Source organism: Micromonospora chalcea (assembly GCF_028768405.1).
In the GTDB taxonomy this organism is placed as follows: Bacteria; Actinomycetota; Actinomycetes; order Mycobacteriales; family Micromonosporaceae; genus Micromonospora; species Micromonospora chalcea.
On record NZ_CP118233.1, the window covers coordinates 315655 to 336276 of the forward strand.

At 67.6% G+C, this 20622-nt stretch carries 16 protein-coding genes; 9 read left to right on the forward strand and 7 right to left on the reverse strand.

Going from position 1 to position 20622, the window contains the following annotated elements; genetic code table 11:
* Positions 1-32: 32 nt before the first annotated feature.
* Entirely contained in the window at positions 33-1676 is a 1644-nt protein-coding gene (gene pgm, locus PVK74_RS01450; protein WP_210869576.1) for a phosphoglucomutase (alpha-D-glucose-1,6-bisphosphate-dependent), read from the forward strand.
* 3 nt (positions 1677-1679) lie between these two features.
* Here the strand turns inward: pgm and PVK74_RS01455 are convergent, their stop codons facing one another.
* A complete protein-coding gene (locus PVK74_RS01455) occupies positions 1680-2603 on the reverse strand; it encodes an NAD(+)/NADH kinase (RefSeq protein ID WP_274477983.1) in 924 nt (307 codons plus the stop codon).
* 421 nt (positions 2604-3024) lie between these two features.
* On the opposite strand from PVK74_RS01455, the gene wecB reads away from it, so the two are divergent.
* From wecB to PVK74_RS01475, 4 genes are all read left to right on the forward strand, one after another.
* On the forward strand, positions 3025-4290 hold the full coding sequence (gene wecB / locus PVK74_RS01460) for a non-hydrolyzing UDP-N-acetylglucosamine 2-epimerase (RefSeq protein WP_274477984.1): 1266 nt from the start codon (positions 3025-3027) through the stop codon (positions 4288-4290).
* Positions 4291-4591: 301 nt separating this feature from the next.
* On the forward strand, positions 4592-5893 hold the full coding sequence (locus tag PVK74_RS01465) for a lipopolysaccharide biosynthesis protein (protein WP_274477985.1): 1302 nt from the start codon (positions 4592-4594) through the stop codon (positions 5891-5893).
* Positions 5880-7259, forward strand: a complete 1380-nt coding sequence (locus PVK74_RS01470; protein WP_274477986.1) for a glycosyltransferase — start codon at positions 5880-5882, stop codon at positions 7257-7259. Before PVK74_RS01465 ends, PVK74_RS01470 begins: the two co-directional genes overlap by 14 nt.
* A complete protein-coding gene (locus tag PVK74_RS01475; protein WP_274477987.1) occupies positions 7256-8452 on the forward strand; it encodes a glycosyltransferase in 1197 nt (398 codons plus the stop codon). Before PVK74_RS01470 ends, PVK74_RS01475 begins: the two co-directional genes overlap by 4 nt.
* Positions 8453-8472: 20 nt before the next feature.
* Here PVK74_RS01475 and PVK74_RS01480 read toward each other — a convergent pair whose 3' ends face one another.
* Positions 8473-9873: a hypothetical protein gene (locus PVK74_RS01480; protein ID WP_274477988.1), complete on the reverse strand. Its 1401-nt coding sequence runs from the start codon at positions 9871-9873 to the stop codon at positions 8473-8475.
* 288 nt (positions 9874-10161) lie between these two features.
* Between PVK74_RS01480 and PVK74_RS01485 the strand changes: the two genes are divergently transcribed.
* Genes PVK74_RS01485 through PVK74_RS01495 form a run of 3 tightly spaced genes read left to right on the forward strand, consistent with a single transcriptional unit; the run spans position 10162 to position 13552 of the window.
* Positions 10162-11199 carry a polysaccharide biosynthesis protein gene (locus PVK74_RS01485; protein WP_274477989.1) on the forward strand — a complete coding sequence of 346 codons (1038 nt, stop codon included), beginning with the start codon at positions 10162-10164 and terminating at the stop codon, positions 11197-11199.
* Positions 11196-12317, forward strand: a complete 1122-nt coding sequence (locus PVK74_RS01490; RefSeq protein WP_274477990.1) for a polysaccharide biosynthesis C-terminal domain-containing protein — start codon at positions 11196-11198, stop codon at positions 12315-12317. The genes PVK74_RS01485 and PVK74_RS01490 overlap by 4 nt, the downstream gene beginning before the upstream one ends.
* A complete protein-coding gene (locus PVK74_RS01495) occupies positions 12314-13552 on the forward strand; it encodes a glycosyltransferase family 4 protein (protein ID WP_274477991.1) in 1239 nt (412 codons plus the stop codon). The genes PVK74_RS01490 and PVK74_RS01495 overlap by 4 nt, the downstream gene beginning before the upstream one ends.
* A 63-nt stretch (positions 13553-13615) precedes the next feature.
* Here PVK74_RS01495 and PVK74_RS01500 read toward each other — a convergent pair whose 3' ends face one another.
* From PVK74_RS01500 to PVK74_RS01515, 4 genes are all read right to left on the reverse strand, one after another.
* Positions 13616-14566, reverse strand: coding sequence for a 1-aminocyclopropane-1-carboxylate deaminase/D-cysteine desulfhydrase (locus PVK74_RS01500; RefSeq protein ID WP_274477992.1), 951 nt, complete (start codon positions 14564-14566; stop codon positions 13616-13618).
* Positions 14563-15786, reverse strand: coding sequence for a GNAT family N-acetyltransferase (locus tag PVK74_RS01505; RefSeq protein WP_274477993.1), 1224 nt, complete (start codon positions 15784-15786; stop codon positions 14563-14565). The genes PVK74_RS01500 and PVK74_RS01505 overlap by 4 nt, the downstream gene beginning before the upstream one ends.
* Entirely contained in the window at positions 15779-16822 is a 1044-nt protein-coding gene (locus PVK74_RS01510; protein ID WP_274477994.1) for an ATP-grasp domain-containing protein, read from the reverse strand. Before PVK74_RS01510 ends, PVK74_RS01505 begins: the two co-directional genes overlap by 8 nt.
* 123 nt (positions 16823-16945) lie before the next feature.
* Positions 16946-18133 carry an aminotransferase class I/II-fold pyridoxal phosphate-dependent enzyme gene (locus PVK74_RS01515; protein ID WP_338020354.1) on the reverse strand — a complete coding sequence of 396 codons (1188 nt, stop codon included), beginning with the start codon at positions 18131-18133 and terminating at the stop codon, positions 16946-16948.
* Positions 18134-18905: 772 nt separating this feature from the next.
* On the opposite strand from PVK74_RS01515, the gene PVK74_RS01520 reads away from it, so the two are divergent.
* Positions 18906-19916: a DUF389 domain-containing protein gene (locus tag PVK74_RS01520; protein ID WP_274477995.1), complete on the forward strand. Its 1011-nt coding sequence runs from the start codon at positions 18906-18908 to the stop codon at positions 19914-19916.
* On the opposite strand, the gene PVK74_RS01525 is transcribed toward PVK74_RS01520, so the two are convergent.
* On the reverse strand, positions 19879-20313 hold the full coding sequence (locus PVK74_RS01525) for a hypothetical protein (RefSeq protein ID WP_043325086.1): 435 nt from the start codon (positions 20311-20313) through the stop codon (positions 19879-19881). The two genes, PVK74_RS01520 and PVK74_RS01525, sit on opposite strands and share 38 nt — an antisense overlap.
* Positions 20314-20622 lie beyond the last annotated feature (309 nt).

Here is a 20622-nt window from a genome sequence, read left to right on the forward strand (position 1 = left end):
CAGCACCACCGCAACCCGAGGAGGATCCCGCAGTGGCCCACCCCCGTGCCGGCCAGCCCGCGCAGCCCGACGATCTGGTCGACGTGCCCCGGCTGGTCACCGCCTACTACGCCGAGCACCCGGACCCGGACGACCCGGCGCAGCAGGTCTCCTTCGGCACCTCCGGGCACCGCGGGTCCAGCCTGCGCCACGCGTTCAACTCCGACCACATCGTCGCCGTCACCCAGGCGCTCTGCGACTACCGGCGCGAGCAGGGCCTCGACGGGCCGCTGTTCCTCGGCCGGGACACCCACGCGCTCTCCGCGCCGGCCGAGGCCGACGCGCTGGAGGTGCTCGCCGCCAACGGCGTCACCGTGCTGCGCGACAGCCGCGACGGCTACACCCCGACGCCCGCCGTCTCGCACGCCATCCTCACCCACAACCGGGGCCGCACCAGCGGCCTCGCCGACGGCATCGTGATCACCCCGTCGCACAACCCGCCGTCCGACGGCGGCTTCAAGTACAACCCCACGCACGGCGGGCCCGCCGACACCGACGCCACGAAGTGGATCCAGGACCGCGCGAACGCGATCCTCGCCGCCGGGCTCAAGGAGGTGAGACGCATCCCGTACGCGCGGGCGCGCGCCGCCGACACCACCGGGGGGTACGACTTCCTCGCCCGGTACGTCGACGACCTGCCCGCCGCGCTGGACATCGACGCGATCCGCGACGCCGGAGTGCGTATCGGCGCGGACCCGATGGGCGGGGCGAGCGTGGCGTACTGGGGGGAGATCGCCGACCGGCACCGCCTCGACCTGACGGTGATCAACCCGCTGGTGGACCCGACGTGGCGGTTCATGACGCTCGACGGCGACGGCAAGATCCGGATGGACTGCTCGTCGCCGAACGCGATGGCCTCGCTGATCGCCGCCCGGGACGACTACGCGGTCTCCACCGGCAACGACGCCGACGCCGACCGGCACGGCATCGTCACGCCCGACGGCGGCCTGATGAACCCCAACCACTACCTGGCCGTCGCGATCGGCCACCTGTTCCGTACCCGGGAGCAGTGGGGCCCGGCCGCGGCGGTGGGCAAGACGCTCGTCTCCTCCTCGATGATCGACCGGGTCGCGGCCGACCTCGGCCGCCCGCTGCTGGAGGTCCCGGTCGGGTTCAAGTGGTTCGTGCCCGGCCTGCTCGACGGCGCCGTCGGCTTCGGCGGCGAGGAGAGCGCCGGCGCGTCGTTCCTGCGCCGCGACGGCGGCACCTGGACCACCGACAAGGACGGCATCCTGCTCTGCCTGCTCGCCGCCGAGATCATCGCCACCACCGGGCGTACGCCCAGCGAGCACTGGGCCGAGCTGGCCGACCGCTTCGGCGCGCCCGCGTACGCCCGCATCGACGCCCCGGCCGGGCGCGAGGAGAAGGCGGTCCTGGCGAAGCTGTCGCCGGAGCAGGTCACCGCGACCGAGCTGGCCGGTGAGCCGATCACCGCGATCCTCACCACCGCACCCGGCAACGGTGCCGCGATCGGCGGCCTCAAGGTGACCACCGAGTCGGGCTGGTTCGCCGCCCGCCCGTCCGGCACCGAGGACGTCTACAAGATCTACGCCGAGTCGTTCCAGGGCCCGGAGCACCTGGCCCGGATCCAGGAGGAGGCCAAGGCGCTCGTCGACGGGGTGCTCGGGGCGTCCTGACGGTCACCGGGGCGGGGGCAGCTCCCGGCGGTTGAGCTGCTCCCGCAACCCGTCCGGCAACAGCTCGCGCAGCTGGTCCGGCAGCAGCGGCAGGTCCAGCAGGCTCAACTTGAGCTGGTTGCGCTCCTGGTAGCGGCGCGGGTCGAGGCGGACCACCCGGCCGGCGTCCTTGACGTACCGGATGTGCACCGAGCCCTCGGTCGCCGCCTGCCGGATCAGCAGCCCGTCCATCTCCACCGCCACCGGCGCCGAGTCCGCGCGCAGCTCCAGGTGCACCGTCTCGTGCGCGGAGAGCAGCACCGAGCGGGAGATCCCGGCCATCGGCGCGGACGGCGTCACCACCATCGCCTCCGTGGCCGGTGAGATCAACGGGCCGCCGGCGGCGTAGCTGTACGCGGTCGAGCCGGTCGGCGTGCTCACCACCAGCGCGTCGCAGCGGTAGTAGCCGTACCGCTGGCCGTCCACCGCCAGCGTGGCCGTGACGAACCCGGCGCCGGGCTGCCGGACCAGGGCGATGTCGTTGAACGCCACCACGTCGTCACCGCAGACGTCGCAGGCCAGGCAGGCGTGCGACTCGACTGTGAAGTCGTGCTCCACCAGCCGCTCCAGCGCCCGGGGCAGGTCCGGCGGCTCCACCTCGACCAGGAAGCCGACCCGGCCCAGGTGGACGCCGAGCACCGGCTTCGGGTCGCGTACGGCCATCCGCAGCGCGCCCAGCATGGTGCCGTCGCCGCCGATGCTGATCAGCGCGTCGGCATGCGCGGCCAGTTCATCGGCGGGCACCGGCGCCACACCGGACGGCACGCGCTGCCGGTCCTCGGCACGGACCAGCAGCGTGATGCGGTGGCGCGACGCCCACCGCTCGATGATCCCGACCACCTCGGTAACGTCCCGGGTGGGGTGCAGCACCAGACCGAGTCCCGCCACCCGTACAGCTCACCACATCTGGAGCGAGCCGACGGGACGTACGGGCAGGCAGGCCGGCGCGACACGCTCCGCCGCGGGGCGGGTCGCACGGATCGGGGTCGGTGGACAGCTCGCGGCCGAGCGACCGGCCGCCCGCCGGGTCGAATTCTCGGTGAGGCAGCTTGGCGACGTGCGCGGAGACCTTTTGACTCTACGGCCATCATGCGCGTTAGCCGAGCCAGCCGCCGTTCTGCCGACCAGGATCTGGGTTGCTCTGCGCCGTCTCCAGGCCTGGCGTCTTGTCCGGAGCTGTTTTTCTGCGGCGTCCGTTGTCCCTGGTGCAAGACGGCGGAAAGCTCTCGCAGCCTTTCGTATCCGTTGGTAACGGGATCGCCAGAACGCCTCCGCATTCCGAGAGACCGACAGCGCTTACATGCAGATAATGCACGGGCTCAGTGATGAATCGGCGGAAGCGGCGGCCGGCACAACCTCGTCCATGCCGGATCGTTGCTCTGTAGGAGGTGCCGTGGCGTCATCGTGCGCGACGGTGGCGTGCGTCGGCGAAGAGGTGAGGGGACGGGCGATGACCCGCGTCATGACGGTGGTGGGCACTCGACCGGAGATCATCCGGCTCTCCAGGGTGATGGACGCGCTGGACCGCACGGTCGAGCACGTGCTCGTGCACACCGGACAGAACTGGAACCCGAACCTGTCGGACATCTTCTTCACGGAACTGAGGCTGCGCCGTCCGGACCGGTTCCTCGGCGTCGACACCTCCTCGCTGGGCCGGGTCCTCGGTGGTGTCCTTGTCGGTGTGGAGGAGGCGATCTCCGCGTTCCAACCCGATGCGCTGCTGGTGCTCGGCGACACCAACAGCTGCATCGCCGCGCTCATGGCCCGCCGGATGCGGGTGCCGGTCTACCACATGGAGGCGGGCAACCGGTGTTTTGATCTCAACGTGCCGGAGGAGACCAATCGCCGGCTCGTCGACCACGTCGCCGACTTCAACCTCGTCTATACCGAGCATGCCCGGCGAAACCTGCTCGCCGAGGGCCTGCATCCCCGCCGGATCCTGCACACCGGTTCCCCGATGCGCGAGGTGCTCGACCACTACCGGGCTGACATCGCCAGCTCCACGGTCCTCGAACAGCTGGAACTCACACCTGGCGGATACTTCATGGTCAGCGCGCACCGTGAGGAGAACGTCGACCGTCCCGACCGACTCAACCGTCTGCTCGACTGTCTTCGGGCAGTCCGTGACGAGTGGGGCTTGCCAATGCTGGTCTCGACCCACCCACGCACCCGTAAGTCTCTGGAGGCGCTCGCGGTCGACGACACCGCGCTGGAGGGCATCGCCTTTCACGAGCCGTTCGGGCTCTTCGACTATGTCCGGCTGCAGGCCTCCGCCCGGTGCACCCTGTCGGACAGCGGCACGATCAGCGAGGAGGCGGCGATCCTCGGTTTCCCGGCGGTGACCCTGCGCGAGTCGATCGAACGCCCCGAAGCGCTCGACGCGGGGGGCATCATCATGACAGGGCTCGACCCGCGCGGCGTGGTGGAGGCGATCCGGGTCGTGGTTGATCAGGTCGCCGCCGACGGGGTGCCATGCCCGGCGGACTACGAGGTGCCGGACACCTCGCGCCGGGTCGTCGACTTCATCCTCTCGACCGTCCGCAGGCACCATGGGTGGTCCGGGATCCGGGTCTGATCCCCTTCACGGGCGCAGTGTTCCATCGTGGCGACGTCAGGAGGGTGGGCGTGCGACTTCCAGGACAAGCGTGCGAAACAGCTGTGTCCGTCCGTCGCTGCGACGCGTCTGCCGCGACACCTTCTGTCAACACGGCGAGTTAGCGCGACGAATGTACTCACGTAACCACGTCGTATCGCCGTCCCAGCCCGTTGAAACCACGCCAGCTGATGCGCGGCGTATCGACGAAGCCCCGACCGTAGGACCGGTTCCAGCGCGATCCCGGCATGGCGCCGGGAGACTTCGCCGTCTGCTCTCGTGGGTGGCGACGGCCGCGCTGAGCCGAGTGATCAGCGCGGTGGCGCCTCTGGCGCTCATTCCGCTCACCCTGTCCTATCTGGGCGCCGACCTGTACGGCCTGTGGATGGCGGTCGCCGCTGTCACGGTCATGGCCGCCTTCACGGACCTCGGGCTCGGGTACGGCCTCATGACCAAACTCGCCACCTGCTATGCCACCGGGAACACCGAGAAGGCCCGTCGATACATCTCATCCGCCTACGTGATGGTGACACTCGCAGCCGTCGCCGCGTGCGGCGTGTTGTGGCTGGCGGCCGGCGCCATCCCCTGGTCCTCGATCTTCAACGCCGGGGATTCGGTGACGCCAGGGCAGGCGCGTGGCATAGCCCTGGCATGCCTGACCGCGTTCCTGCTCAATGTGCCGCTGTCCCTGGTCAACCGCATTCAGTACGCATATCAGCGCATCGGCATGAGCAACATGTGGCTTGCTGCAGGTGTCCTGGCATCGCTGCCGTTGGCGTTTTTCGCCGTTCGAGCCGAGATGCCACCCGTCGTAGTGGTCGCGAGTGCTGTGGCTGGACCGGTCCTGACCAACCTCGTCAACACCCTATGGACGTACTGGCGGTGCCTGCCGGAGATCGCGCCGCGCCTGCGGCTGGTCGATCGGCGCGTCGCCGGCGAGCTGATCCGACTCGGCGGACAGTTCTTCCTGCTGACGATCGTCATGACCACGGCCGACAACGCAGACAGTCTCATCGTCGCGCATACGCGGGGTCTGGCAACCGTGGCGACGTACGCGGTCGCCGTGAAGCTCTTCGCGCAACTCGGATTCCTGGTCATGCTGGTGAATCAGCCCTTCTGGCCGATGCACGGAGAGGCGCTCGCCACGGGCGACTTGGTCTGGGTACGGCGAACGGTCCGCCGGATGATCGGAGTCTCCGCGCTGGTCGTGGCGGTTCCCGCAGTCAGCCTGGTGCTGCTCGGCGACCGAATCTTCCTGGCCTGGCTGTCGGTTCCCGTGGGCAACCGGTGGCTGCTGGCAGGCCTCGGACTGTGGTGGATTCTGCTGGCCGCCCTGTCACCGCTCTTCATGGTGCAGAATGCGGCAGGCCTCATCCGTCCACAGATCGTCGGCTATTCGCTCTACCTGGTTCTGGCAGTGAGCGGGAAGTGGTACGGATCTACGTTCTTCGGGGTGGCCTCGATTCCGTTCATCGGGGTGCTCTGCTCCCTGCTGACCGTCGTTCCAGCTGCCATCTACGGCTACCGGCGGGTTCTGCGAATGCCGGTTTCGAAAGAAAGGGTGGTTGCCGGTGCGGGAGTTTGATGTGGATTACCCGAGGGTGCTCGTGGTCGACCAAATGCCTTTCGGCAGGTCGACCGGAACCTCGATGACCCTGTCGAACCTCTTCCACGGCTGGCCCAGGGACCGCTTGGCGCAGATCTACACGGCGAACGCCGTTCCGTCGACGGACGTCTGTGACGAATACTTCCACTTCGGTCCGAGTGAAAGGTACCTGCCCGCGCAGTACCGTACGCTGCGCCTGCTCGGCTGGGACGGCAGCTCGTCCTTCCCGAAGATGCCGGCGATCGCTGCAGTCCGAGACGCGGCCGACCGGCGGCGGGGGGCGGCGCGGCTCTACTCGTACCTGTGCGCGGCAGACGACCTGACGCCACCGCGCTTCACGGCGCGGCTCGACGGATGGGTGCGCGAGTTCCGTCCCGATGTCGTCTACTCCATGCTTGGGTCCGTCCGGCTGGCGCGGCTGGTGGCCCACTGCGCCCGCGTCGCGCGCGTTCCGGTCGTCCCACACTTCACAGATGACTGGCCAGCGACCTTGTATGCGGGCGGCGAGTTTCTCGGGGCGGGGGCCCGAGCGGTGCGTAGGGCAATCGGGCGCCTCATCGAGAGCGCACCGCTCGGAATGGCCATCAGCCGGCCGATGGCTGATGAGTACGAGCGGAGGTACGGCATCCCGTTCTCTGTCTTCTTGAACTCTGTCGGTGAGGAGTTCTTCCAGGCACGAACGACACAAAGCGAGCCCGCGGCACCAGGTCGGCCAATCAGGTTGGTCTACGTCGGAGCTCTGCATCTGGAACGCTGGCGCTCCCTGCACGCGATCGCCACGGCGGTGGAGTCGATCACTGCCGCAGGGACGCCGATGAGCTTGCACGTGCACTGTCCGGCTGAGGACCAGGCCCGGCATGGGCACCTCTTTGACGGTTTGGCGCACACCCGTGTCGGTCCGGCACTCCTTCCCGACGAGGTGCCCGGTGCCCTACATGGGGCCGACGTACTCATCCACGTCGAATCGTTCGGCGAACGCCTCCGTCGGTACACCAGATATTCGGTGTCGACGAAGATCCCTCAGTACCTGGCAGCCGGGCGGGCGATTCTCGGCTTCGGGCCGAGTGAGGTCGCCTCGATGGCGCACATCCGAACCGCAGACGCAGGTGTCATCGTGGGCGTCCAGGAGCCGTCTGCGCTACTGGACGGGCTGCGCAGACTCTCTCGGCACGCCGAGCGGGAGGCGTTCGGTCGTCACGGCTTCGAGTACGCCGTGCGTCATCACCGGAAGAGCCAGGTAGCGGCGCACTTCGCCAGCGTCCTTCAATCAGCGGTCGACGCCCCGGCCGCGTCAAGGGTGGGCCGGTCCGCCGTGCTGTTGGACCGAGCGACTGGAGAGAGATGAGCAGACGAGCGAACTGGATCGCCTTCGTCGGTCCCTTTGCGTTCCCCTGGGGCGAACCGGGTTCGCGGCGGGTCTATGGACTGGTGGGCTCCTTGGCGGCTGCGGGCTTCGACGTGGTTGTGGCTGGCGGTGATGCTGGTCCAGCGAACGAGGTTGGATTGGACGAGATCGACGGGCCGGGCAAGGTCACATACCTCGGCGTGGGCGAGGCGCCGCAGCCCGGATCAGGCCTGCTGGCCAGCTCCACCCAGATGTTCCTGCGGTGGGGCCGGAAGACCGCCGAGTGGCTGGATCGCCAAAGTCCGCGTCCGTCGCACGTCGTCGTCCACGGGGGCATGGCGCAGTACATGTTCCATCTTCAGCGGTGGTGTCGACGGAACAAGGTCCCGCTGGTGGCCGATGTCGTCGACTGGAACAACGGACGTTACGTTCGTGGGGGAGTGCTCGGGCCATTGAACCTGAGCTTGAAAGTCGCGCTGGTGCGTCAATATTCCCGATGCGACGGTGTCATCGCCATCAGCACGCTGCTGGAAACCTACTACCGGAACCACGGGCTGCCCGTCCTGCGTGTACCGCCGACGCTTGACGTTCAGAACTTGAAGGTTGAGCACCACGGCTCGTCTGGACCGCCGGGACTCTCGCTGGTGTACGCGGGCACTCCCGGGCGCAACAAGAAAGATCTCCTCGCCACCATCATTCGAGCGGTCGACCAGGCGTGCCGGGGCGGTGCCCCGCTCAATCTTCGGATATTCGGCCCCTCGCCGGCGGACGTCCGTGCGCTTCACGACGAGCGGACCCTGCCGGCGAACGTGCACGTCCTAGGTAGAATTCCGCAGTACGACATCCCAGGTGTCCTGCAGGAGGCTGACTTCAGCATCCTCGTGCGGCGCCCGGAGCGTTCGACGAATGCCGGCTTTTCCACCAAGTTCTGCGAGAGCCTGGCCAACGGCACCCCGGTCATCGTCAATCTGACGGGCGACATGGGGGATTATCTGCGACACGGAGTCGAAGGCTACATCTGCCGTGACCATTCGCTTGAGGCGTTGACCGAGACGCTCCGGGTAGCGGCGCAGTCAACCGCAACCGAGCGGGCGCTCATGCGCGTGGCCGCGCGGAACCGCGCTCTCAAATCATTCGACTATCGACAGCACGGTGCTGCGATAGGCGAGTTCTTCGACAAGCTTCGGCGCTAGGTGAGAAATTTCCCGCCCATTCAGCGGAGCTTCGCCCTGCCTCGGTTGTGCACTGAGCCCAGCATGTACAGGGCGGCCAGAGTGAACAGTCCAGCCACGGACTGCGGCGACATTCCCAGTTGGTTGTTCGCCGGGATGTAGGCGATAAATACGCAGATCTGTCCGAACAACAGCATCGGCAGAATGCGTCGATGAAAGACTGCCTCGGTCCAGAATCGGGCCAGGAACCAGCCGACCAGTGCCATGAACAGAGCGGCGCCGGGGAAGGTCAGGTCGGAGGCCAGCCAAGGGTAGACCGTCGCCCAGTACATGCCTGCGGGCCACCCCGAGATCGCCTCGGTTCGTTGCGGATAGGAAGGTCTGCCCTCGTGGTCGACACCGAGTTGCTCCTGCGCTAGCGCCGCAATGGAAGGGGAGCTGCCCAGCCCGTTCGACCATTCGAAAGGGGTTTCCAAATTGTGGGCCAAGCCTGCGTACCCGTGCGTCGGATAGGAGATGGTTACCGCAAGTCCAACGGCGGCGTCGCGGCCGAGGATCTTTTCCACGGTCGGGTTCGGAGACAATCGTCCGACGGTGTCGAACTCATTCGCCCGTGAGGCCTGGTTGTAGACCATATACGCGATGAAGAGCGAGGCGAGCGCAGCCGCCAGTGCTAGGAGTAGTTTGCGGTGGCGCTTGGCCGGGGAGTGTGCCCTTCGATTGGCTGCCAAGATTAGCAGGCCGGCTCCGAGCATGACTGAGATATCTCCCAAGCCCTTCAATGTCCCGATGTAGAGGAAATAGGAAATGTGGATGGCGACCCCGGTCAAACCGATGAGGCGCAGCCAGGTGGGAATCGAGCGCCAGTAGACCACAAGCAGTGGAGCGAGTACGGTCCCGAGCGCGCCCAGTGCCACCAGAACTACTGTCAAAGGGCTGGTTGGTGGCGCCGCTTCCAGGTATGCCATCTGCTGGCGCAGATATCCGTCAGCTGGGTTCTGGATGCGGTCCCAGACGTTTGCAAGCCCGACTGATTCGGATCTGCGGAAGCGGACGAATCCCAGGATCATGAAGTAGCACGCGCTGGCCAGAATGAGTCGCCGAACAAGCAAAGTGCGGGAGGGCTCAACTCGCCTGGCAGGTTCCGGCTTATGCATTGCGATTCGAGCGACGTACCCAATGGTGAAGAGTGTCGTCGCTGCGATCACGAAGAACACGAGCTGTTCGGGATTGGAGACCTCCTGCGACCAGCGGGTCAGCCAGAACGCTCCGAAGGTGCCCAACATCCAGAATAGAGCTATGAGCAAGGGCAGCCAGAGGACCACTCCGTATCGTGGACCTCCTCGCGACGCGGTGCTACGCCGCCGGTCGTCCCTCGACGGATGAAGGGGCATGGCGGTGCGATGCCCGTCGAGCGATACGAATCTGTCCAGCGCCGTCATGCAGCCTCCTACCGATGGGCACCGTTCGGTCCACGGTGGCTTCCTTCGCGTCGTCGGGCGACTCTCGTCTGAGGTTTCTATCAGGTGAAGACCCGGGTGTCCGGGCTTTCACGTTCTGCCTCTGCCAATTTTTTCTCCTATCCGAAAATTGGGAAGCTCCCCGTCTCTCAGTAGCCTCCGGCCCTTTCGATCGTTGCGCAGTTCGGGCCGGGAGACGCCGGCTCGACGGGCGACGCACCCTCGCGCCCGGTAGGGAGTTCTACGTTCGGTCAGACATCGGGAGTTTCAGTGGCTATTTCGACCAGCGGACGTCGGGTCCTCATCACCGGCGGCACCGGCTCCTTTGGTCAGACGATGGTGCGGCGACTGCTCGGCGGCGGCGTCGGTGAGGTGCGCGTGCTCAGCCGGGACGAGGCCAAGCAAGATGCGATGCGCCGTCTGCTCGGTGATGGGCGTGTCCGCTACCACGTCGGCGACGTGCGAGATTTCGAATCGGTTTCACGGGCCAGTCGAGGTGTCGACTACATCTTCCACGCGGCTGCACTCAAGCAGGTCCCGTCCTGTGAGTTCTTTCCGTTGGAGGCGGTACGCACCAATGTGCTGGGTAGTGCGAACGTTATCGAAGCGGCGGAACGGAACGGCGTAGGTTCGGTCGTGGTGCTCAGCACCGACAAAGCCGTCTATCCCGTGAATGCCATGGGAATGAGCAAGGCTCTGATGGAGAAGGTCGCCCAGAGCCACGTTCGCAACAACCCGCGAAGTCAGACCATCGTGTCCTGTGTTCGGTACGGCAACGTCATGTACTCCCGTGGCTCGGTCATCCCTCTGTTCATCGAGCAGATTCGAGCGGGTCGTGCGCCCACGGTGACCGACCCGGGCATGACTCGGTTCCTCATGTCGCTCGGGGACTCCGTTGACCTGGTGGAGCATGCGTTCGAGCACGCACGTCCGGGGGACATCTTCATCCGTAAGGCGGCCGCCTGCACTGTCGGTGATCTGGCTGAGGCGGTATGTCGTCTGTTCGACGTACCCGTAAAGCTTGACGTGATAGGGGTCCGGCACGGCGAGAAGCAGGATGAGACGCTGGCGAGCCGCGAGGAACTCGCCATGGCGGAGGACTTCGGGGACTACTTCCGGGTCCCGGTGGACGCCCGCGACCTCAACTATGCGCTTTACGTTTCCGAGGGGACCCTCGCCGAGGGGCCTACCGAGGACTTCAACTCTGCCAACGCGACCCGTCTCGACGTGCGTCAGATCATGGACCTGCTACTCACTCTGCCGGAGGTCCGGGCGGAACTGGCGTTGCAGGACCCGGTGTTCTCGTGACGAGGCTCGCCGTTACCGGCGCCGAAGGCTTCCTCGGCTGGCACGTGCGGGTGCTGGCGCGCGCACTGGGGTGGCCCGACCCCACCGTCATCGGTCGTGCCGATCTGGCGGACCCGGGCAGGGTGGCCACGCTGATTCAGGGCGCTGACCGGCTGGTGCACATCGCCGGAGTCAACCGCGGTGATCCGGCAGACGTGGCCGGAGGCAATGTCCAACTCGCCCTTGCTCTGGCCAGGGGCCTGCGGCGGTGCGTCAGCCCGCCCGGCTCGGTTGTTTTCGCGAATTCGATCCAGGCCGGGAACGGAACGCCGTACGGCGACTCCAAGGCGGCTGCGGCGGCCACCCTCGCCGAGGTTCGTCCGGACTTGATTGATGTGCGGCTGCCGAACCTGTACGGGGAGCACGGCCGGCCTTTCTACAACTCGTTGACGGCGACCTTCTGCCGGTTGCTCGCCGATGGACAAGAGCCCGAGGTATTCGAGGATCGTGAGCTGAGCCTCGCGCACGTGACGGATGCCGCGGCGCGCCTGATCGGCGCCCCGGCCGAGGCTTCATGGGATCCGGCGATGCCGCTGTTGCGTTCCGGGGTCCGCGAACTCGCCGACCAGCTCACGGCGTATTCCACCAGTTACCGAAGTGGTGAGATACCGCCGCTGCCCGACCGGCACGCGATACGGTTGTTCAACACCTATCGCTCGTTCTGCTTCCCACAGCACTATCCCATCCTGCTGCTTCGACGGTCCGACGTCCGCGGCGATCTGGTTGAAGCGGTTAAGTCGTACGGCGGTGGAGGGCAGACCTTCTACTCGACGACCCGGCCGGGCATCACCCGGGGTGAGCACTTCCACATGGCCAAGGTGGAGCGTTTCGCGGTTGTGCGTGGCAGCGCGGAGATCAGCCTGCGCCGCGTCGGCCACGATGACGTGGTGCGGTTCAGTGTCGCCGGCGAGGAGCCGATGGTGGTGGATATGCCAACCATGTGGGTGCACAACATCACCAACACAGGGTCTGACGAATTGCTGACCCTCTTCTGGACCAATGAGGTGTTCGACCCGGCCTGCCCGGACACGTACCCAGAGGCTGTTGACACCGCGTCTCGGGTCGTGGTTCCGGCGTGAGGATCGGCATCGTCTCCCAGTTCTATCCGCCGGAGCCCGCCGTGATCCCGGGTGGCTTGGCCCGTGAGCTTGCGAACCGCGGGCATGAGGTCCGGGTCCTGACCGCCTTCCCGAATTACCCCGACGGACGCATCTATCCCGGGTATCGGCAGCGGTGGGGAGTGCGCGAGGGCGGGCAGCAGTTGTCCGTGCGGCGGGTGCCGATCTATCCCAGCCATGACGGCTCTGCCCTGCGCCGGGCGGGCAACTTCCTCTCCTACGCGGTGTCGAGTTCCGCCGCTGGGCTGCGGTACCTGGCCGGTGTAGAGGCGATTTACGTCTACCACCCGCCAGCCACCGCCGCTTCGGCCGCGATCCTCTCGAGGGTGCTTCGCGGTACACCGCTGCTGCTGCACGTACAAGACATCTGGCCGGAGTCCGTCACGGCCTCGTCGATGGTTCCGGAGGGACTGGTCGGGCGCCTGGTCGACCGGACGCTCGCAGCGGGCATGCAGCGGCTCTACCGTTGTGCGGATGCGGTCGTCGCGCTGTCGCCCGCCATGGGACAGCTCCTGGTAGAGCGTGGTGCCGACCCCGAGCGCGTTCGGGTCGTCTTGAACTGGGCGAACGAGGATCTGTTTCAGCCGCGGCCGACGACCGTAGCCGCCAGGACGGCGATCGGGTACCGCGGACGTTGTACCGTGATGTTCGCTGGAAACATGGGCCCGTTCCAGCGAGTAGACGTTGCGGTACGGGCGGCAGCCGCCTTGCCGGATCTCATCGATCTGGTCTTGGTCGGCTCGGGTACGGAGGAGAGATCGGTTCGTCGGCTAGCCGAGGAACTCGGCGCCACGAACGTTCGCTTCCTCGGGCGGCGCCGGCCCGATGAGATGGCGGACCTGTACGCCGCAGCGGACTTCCAACTCGTCATGCTGCGCGATCTGCCTGCCCTACGCGGCACCGTACCGTCCAAGCTCCAAGCGGCCCTGGCTTGCGGGCGTCCGGTATTGGTGGCCGCTCGCGGCGATGTTGCGACATTGGTCGAGTCGGCCCAGGTCGGACTGACCTGTTTGCCCGAGGACGTGCCGGCCCTGGTGAGCATTTTCGTCGCCGCGGCGGGGATGAGCGAATCGGAGCGGAGCGCCCTGGGTCAGCGGGCCCGTCTCCTGTATCAGGAGCGGATGTCGAGGCGGGCGGGCGTCGATCAGCTGGAGGACGTCCTCACGAAGCTGTGCGGCGGTCGCGTCCGTTCCTGATCTTCCGTTGCTACGTGACATCCGCCGACCGGACTCCCGGACAGCGGATGTCGCCCTTCCGGCTCACTCAACCAGTTGGTTCATCAGGCCGCCGGTGTGCCAGAAGACGACCGTGGCACCGCTGGGGATGGCCTCGGTCAGAGTCAGCTCGGTCAGACCGCGGAACGCCTTGCCGGTATAGGTCGAATCCAGCGGCAGACCAAGCCGCCACGCCCGCCGCACCGCATCCCGGGTCGCATCCGAAGCGCACCCGTACCCGCCATCGACGAAGCTGTCGAGGAACTCGATCGGGGTCTGGGTGTCATCGCTCGACCAGGCCAGCGCCTCCCGTACGGCGGCGCACCCTTTGTCGGCGGGGCGCGCCACGGATATCCCGATGACGCGGGTGCGGCAACCCGCTCGGGCCAGTCCGGCGACTAGACCGGCCTGGGTCGCGCCGGTGCCCGACGCCAGCACCACTGCGTCGGGTGCCGTACCGATCTGGTCGAGTAGTTCGCCGGCCGCATCGGCGTACGCCTCGACGCCGGCCTTGGTGTGACAACCGCCGGGGACGACGTGGACGGTCTTGCCCGAATCGATCCGTAGCTTGTGCAGCGCATCGATGCAGTCGGGCATTTCTGCGGCGGAGACGACGTGCACGGCGGCACCGAGCGCGCGCGCAACACGTACCGACAGCCGATCCTGGGCGGCGTTGCCGGCGCGGCTGTGGAGAACCAGGTCGACGTGAATGCCCAAGCGCGCACCCAGCAGTGCGGCGGTGCGGCAGTGGTTGGAGTCAACTCCACCACTGGTGATCAACACATCTCCGGTCGTCACCGCTCGTGTAGCGAGCTCCCGGGTGAGCTTCCGGACCTTGTTACCGGCCAGCGGGAACGGCAGCAGGTCGTCCCGTTTGACGAGCAGCCGGACCCCGAGCCGGTGGCCGATCTGGTCCCAGGATTCCAAAGGGCTGGGCGGAAAGCGGGTGGTCAGCGTCGTTCGGGGAACGCCCGGCCGGCTGGGAAACGCCGTCATGCGGTCCCGACCTTCGACGAAAGCCGGCGGCCCGGGTCCCCTGCCGATTCGGGGGCGGCAAAGAAGCGCTCCCGGGTGAGCGTCATCGTCCGTCGGGCATCGGTCACGGATTCGTCCCGAAAGCCGAGCGCCTCGTAGATTCGGCATGCGCTCGTGTTGTTCTGATGGACCGTCAGCATTACGGCGTCCAGAAGGAGCCGTTCGAAGGACCACTGGCATACCAGGTCGGTTGCGGTCTGCCCGATACCCTGGCCGTACCGCTCGGGGTCGACAAAGACGTAGAACTCTGCGATGCCGGGAGTGCGCGGGATGAGGCCCGCCATGGCGAGAACCTTTCCGCTGGCATTCTCGATGACCACGAGGTCGTGCCGGTTCGGATCCTGGCGCACCCGGTCGAACCATTCCCGGGTCGACGCGAGACTCACAGGATCCATGCGGGTGTGGCGTCGGGTGCTTGGGTGGCTCATCCACCTCACCCGCTGCTCGAGGTCGCTGGTGCGCAACCGTCTCAGGGTCAGCCCATTGCGGACCGGGTAGGTGCGCTCGATGTCCAGAGGTTCGCCCAGGTCACCGGGGATGACGACGACATCGGCACGCCGGACGACCCCGACGATGGTGCGCCAGAGGATGCGCAAATCAGTGCCGAGCGATTGTCGACTGACGTACTCGACGTCAGTGCGAAGGCGCTCGTCCCAGCCCATGTGGTTGCGCCCGCTCACCTGGGCCAGCCCGGTGATGCCTGGCCGTACGGTGTGGCGCAGCCGTTCGTCGTCCCTGTAGTGCGGCAAGTAGTGCGTGTACAGCGGCCGTGGCCCGACCAGGGACATGTCTCCACGGAGTACGTTGAACAGTTGTGGTAGTTCGTCCAAGCTGGTGGTGCGGAGGAATCGCCCGAGGGGAGTGAGCCGCTGCCGATCGTCTCGTCCAGCGAGTCGTCGCCCGCCGGACACTCGCATCGTCCGGAACTTGAGCAGTGTGAACGGAACCTCGTCGCGCCCGAGGCGGAGCTGGCGGAATAGCACGGGCCGCCCGTCCAGCAGCCAGATCGCGCCGGCGACGGCGAGAATCACCGGTGTGGCCAGGACCAGGCCGACGCCGCCGCAGATTACGTCCATGACGCGCTTGACAACCGCGCGGGACCGGAGCCGCCGTCGGACGGCGGTGAGTTGCTCGCGTTCGACCTGTTCCAGAGGGCTGAGTGGTGTGACGGTCTCAGCCATGATCGGCCCCCATGACCGTGGTCACCGACTCGTACTTGGCACCCGTCACGCCCGGCGTCGCAGTCAGCCACTTGGGATCGTGGTCTGCCTCGGCGTGCCAGGCCACGTAGCAGGCGGGCACGTCGGCGCCCGCCAGGTGACTGAACGGGTAGCCACCGCCGAAGCGGGGGTTGACATCGATGACGTAAGCCTGGCCGGCGTCGTCGACGATGACATCGATGTCGATCAGGCCGCGTGCTCCGATTTCTTCGGCGATCCGCTCGGAGAGTCGAGCGAACGGGTGTGGGTCTACGCTGACCGCACGATCTGTCTCGCCGGCCCTCATACTGAGCTTCCGTCGCGCCAGGCAGGCGCGGTAGCGGCCGGTGAAGTCGCTGATCGCGTCGATGCCGTGCTCGACGCCGTGGATTCGGTCTTGAACGACGACCAGGTCGTAACGTGGTTGATCAGCACCGCGCGGAATGCTGCCGGACCGGTCAGGGGCGGTGAGTGCGGCGGCACGCAGGTGCGCCTTCACATCATTGCGGTCGCAGAAGATCAATCCGGAGGAACCGCTGCCGTACCGGTGCTTCACGACCAGCTGATCAGCAAGGCCAAGCGAGTCGCCCTCGGCGCGCAGCAGGTCCAAGGCGAGGTGCGTGGTTGGGACGGAGATGCCGACGGTCGACATCAGACCAGCGAAACGGTACTTGTCCTCGATGACCCGCTGGATTTCGTGCCGGGGTGCCAACACCGTAGTTCCCGCCGCCTCGAGCTTGGCAGCCGGCTCGCCGGCGAGGGCCGACAGCTCATAGTCGTTGAGAGGAACCAGCAGTGATATCTCGTGCCGGATGCACTCGCGGGTCAAGGTGGCGACGTACTCGGCTGACCGGTAGGGCGGCAGTTGTACGAAAGCATCGGCCGCGACCTGCGCGGGCGCTCGGAGATCAGAATCCGCCGCCAAGGTGCGGCCACCTCGACCTCTGCTCGCCAGCGCCTGGGAGAACCACTGGACGAGATAGTTGCGGCGCCCCGCCGAGGTAACAAGGATGTTCAACGAAATGCCTCCGTGTTGGTCAAGGGCGAAGTAACCGATATATCCGGTGTGGGAACCAGCGGGCCTCGGAAGACTGCCGAGAAGGTGCTTGCCTGACGACTGCGGGCGGCGGCAGGATCGCGATCAGACGCGTGCTGCCAAAAAGGCGTTGATCGTCTCCAGCACCATGCCGCGCTGACCGTCGGTCAAGGCCGAGCCGCTGGGCAGCGCCAGTCCGGTCTCGAAGAGCCGTTGCGCGGAACCGGTCAGCAGCCCTGCCGACCCTAGGTAGGCCGGCTGCAGGTGGATCGGTTTCCAGATCGGGCGCGTCTCGATGCCGAGCCCGGCGAGGTGCGCTGCAAGCTCGGCGGCGTGCCAGCCGGCCTGCTCAGGATCGACGACCAGGCAGGTCAACCAGCAGTTGGCTGCATCATCGGTGTCTGCGAGCAGCCGGACCCCGGGGACAGCGGCGAAGAGTTTTGCGTACAGTTCCCGCAGTTGCCGGCGCCGCGACACCATCTGGTCAAGACGCCGCAACTGGGCGCGTCCCACCGCCGCGAGCAGGTTGCTCAGCCGGTAGTTGTATCCCACCTCGGGGTGCTCGTAATGCGGTACAGGCAGCCGGGCCTGCGTGGACAGGAATCGGACGCGCTCGACAAGGGTCGTGTCATGGGAGAGCAGCATGCCTCCACCCGACGTGGTGATGATCTTGTTGCCGTTGAACGACAGTGCGGCGGCGGCTCCGAAGGTGCCGGCTGCTCGGCCGTTGTGGGCGGCGCCGAGTGCCTCTGCGGCGTCCTCGACGACCGGGACGCCGGCCGCCTCGCAGATGGGTAGGAGGGCCGTGTAGTCAGCGCAGGTGCCAAAGATGTCCACCGGCAGCACCGCGCCGACCGGCTTGCCCGCCTGCTCGATCTGCCTGAGCAGATCAGGCAGCAGGGAGACGTCGATGTTGCCGGTCACCGGATCGCAATCGATGAACACCGGTCTAGCCCCGGTGTAGGCGACCGCGTTGGCGGTCGCGACGAAGGTGAGAGTGGGGACGACCACCACGTGGCCCGGCCCGACTCCGAGGGCGAGTAGCGCGAGATGCAGCGCGGCGGTACCGGAGGAGAGTGCGACGGCGCCGGGGACGCCCAGCCGCTCGGCCATCTCCCGCTCGAATGCGGTCAAGTCCGGCCCGGCCGGCGCGACCCACCCCGATCGCAGTGCGCTGATCAGGTACGACTCTTCTAGGGGGCCGACGTCGGGCGGCGAGAGGTGAATTAGGTGACCTTGCTGACCGGCATCGTTCGTCGTCGGCGGGCCGAGGCTCCCGGGGTGCTCTCTCAACCGGACCTCCTGTGATCGGCAGCCATCCGAAACATCCGAAATGCCTTTTTAGCAGATTTAACCGCCTTTTACGGCACAAACCACAACGGTCGCCTGAGGGTTGCTCCTAGCGGGAGGCGTCTTGTCGTCAACGCGCGTCCGCTGAAGTCAACCGCTGAGCGTCTGGGGAGGACACGGGTATCGCGTGCGGAGCGAGGAGTATCCGTTCAGCGTGGCGCCTGTTCGCAGACGGTCAGGAGCGTGGGTTGGGGGGCGGGGCGCGCCGGGCAGTCGAGCGCTCGGGCTGCCCAGCCCGGTTGCAGGATTCGAACATGAGCTGCCAGCTGTGGTCGTGCTGACCGGTCTCGGCGCCCTCGGCTCTCGGCGCCGTACGCCGCCTACGTTTCTCGACGACCGTGCCGGAGCCGGATGATTGTGGAGCGTCTGTACCGGCGCGCCAGTCGTCGCCACATCGAGAACGCGCGTTGAGTAGCGTCGCCAGGGGACGACTCGACCTTCCGGCCGCCCCGCCCGAGCACCAGTGGCGGCGGGGCTTCGACCGCCATCATGGGCGCCGCGACGATGCGCGCGGTGTTCGCCCGGCAGGACGTCTCCGCACCGGGGGCGGCCACCGGCTGCGGGTTCCTCGGCACCGCAGCCAAGCGGGAGTCGGTGCCGAGTGATCCGGGACCGGGCGGTATTCCCGTCCTGCCCGTCCGAGCAGGGGAGCGGCGGCGCCGGCTCGGGCGAGTAGAGTTCTGCCGCCCGCACCGGCACCTGCTAGGAGACCTCGATGCTGCACCTTCGGGTGATCGCGCCCGCGGACCGCTCGGGTGGGGTCGCCGAGCTGCTGACGGCCGAGCCGGGCGTGACCCATCTGGTCGTCGTGCCTGGTGCCGCCCGCCGGCCCGCCGGCGACCTGATCCTCTGCGACGTGGTCCGGGAGAGCGCGGACCACGTCCTGCGCCGCCTGCAGGACCTCGACGTGGACGTACGCGGCGGGATCGCCGCCGACGACGTCGAGCTGACTCTGTCCGAGGCGGCCGACCGGGCCGCCGAGGAAGCCCCCGGCCACGGGGAGGACGCCGTGGTGTGGGACGAGATCGCCGCGAAGACCGGCGAGCAGACGGTGCTCACCGGCACGTTCCTCGCCCTGATCGTGGTGGCCACCATGATCGCCGGGATCGGCGTGCTGCTGGACCAGCCCATCCTGATCGTCGGCGCGATGGTGGTCGGCCCCGAGTTCGGTCCGCTCGCCGCGCTCTGCGTGGCGTTGCTGCGGCGTCAGCCGCGCGTGGTCGGTCACTCGGTCAAGGCGCTGACGGTCGGTTTCCTCGTCGCCATGGCGGCCACCGCGCTGAGCACCTGGGCGCTCACCGCGGCCGGCCTGGTCGACCGGGACATGCTGCTGGCGGAACGGCCGATGACCGACTTCATCTGGCGTCCGGACGCGCTGTCCTGGGTGGTGGGCCTGCTCGCCGGCGTGGCCGGCATGCTGTCGCTGACCTCGAAGAAGTCCGGTTCGCTGGTGGGTGTGCTGATCTCGGTGACCACCGTGCCGGCGGCGGCGAACGTGGCCGTCGCGTCCGCGTACGGGGTGTGGCACGAGGCCGCCGGCTCCGCCCTCCAACTGGTGATCAACCTGGCCGCGATCGTGCTCGCCGGGCTGCTCACGCTCGTGGTCCAGCTGTGCTGGTGGCGGCACGTCGCCCGGCGGGCCGCGCACGCGGTGCCCCGGCAGCGGGCAGACCGGCGTCCGGCCCCGGTCAGCGCCAGTCGTCGCCCGCGTCGAGACGACGGCTGAGCAGGGTCGCCAGCGGCACCGACTCGCCGTCCCGGCCGCCCCGGCCGACCACGAGCGGCGGCGGACTGGGCGGCGGGTCCGCCCCGAGCAGCCGCGCCCGCAGGCCCGGCGGCACGGTGAGCAGGTAGAAACGCCCGTCGGTGTCCACCGCGCGGCTGTGCGCCCGGTCCACGTACCAGCCGGTGATCCGCGTGCGGTAGCGACCGCGCCCGTCGTGCCCGGTCGCGGTCAGCCGGCCGGCGCGCAGCCCGCGCCGCAGCGCCTCGGCGGCGAACCGGGCCACCAGCTCAGCGGCCTCCGCCTGCTCGGCCTCGCGTTCGCGGGCGGCGGCCTCCGCGTGCGCCCGCACCGCGTGGCGTCGCCGCTCCCGCCACCGCTCGTCGTCCTCACCGCCCACGACCGCGAGGGTACGCGGAACCGGCCCCGCCCGGCGCACAGGCCGTCGGGCCCGGCGCGCGCACCGCCGAGGCTGCGGCGATCAAGGGGTTTGTGTCAGTCGAACGCCCTGAACAGGCCACGAACTCCTTGGTCAACAACGCGCCTGGTGAGTGGTGTTCGCGGCTCCGGCAGGCGTGACCCGTCCCTTTCCCGGCGCGCTGCCCGGTGTGATCAACTCCAGCTCGCCGAAGTGGTGGTGTCGCGGAGCCTCTGATGCCACCACCTCGGCGAGATCGTGTTGATCAAGGGTTCCATGCCGGTGCCTCGG

What these genes read in the sequence shown, in the direction of transcription:
- PVK74_RS01475 (WP_274477987.1), top strand. Translation starts at nt 7,256, where the DNA reads ATGAGCAGACGAGCGAACTGGATCGCCTTCGTCGGTCCCTTTGCGTTC.
- PVK74_RS01520 (WP_274477995.1), top strand. Translation starts at nt 18,906, where the DNA reads ATGCTGCACCTTCGGGTGATCGCGCCCGCGGACCGCTCGGGTGGGGTC.
- PVK74_RS01505 (WP_274477993.1), bottom strand. Translation starts at nt 15,786, where the DNA reads ATGGCTGAGACCGTCACACCACTCAGCCCTCTGGAACAGGTCGAACGC.
- wecB (WP_274477984.1), top strand. Translation starts at nt 3,025, where the DNA reads ATGCACGGGCTCAGTGATGAATCGGCGGAAGCGGCGGCCGGCACAACC.
- PVK74_RS01480 (WP_274477988.1), bottom strand. Translation starts at nt 9,873, where the DNA reads ATGACGGCGCTGGACAGATTCGTATCGCTCGACGGGCATCGCACCGCC.
- PVK74_RS01500 (WP_274477992.1), bottom strand. Translation starts at nt 14,566, where the DNA reads ATGACGGCGTTTCCCAGCCGGCCGGGCGTTCCCCGAACGACGCTGACC.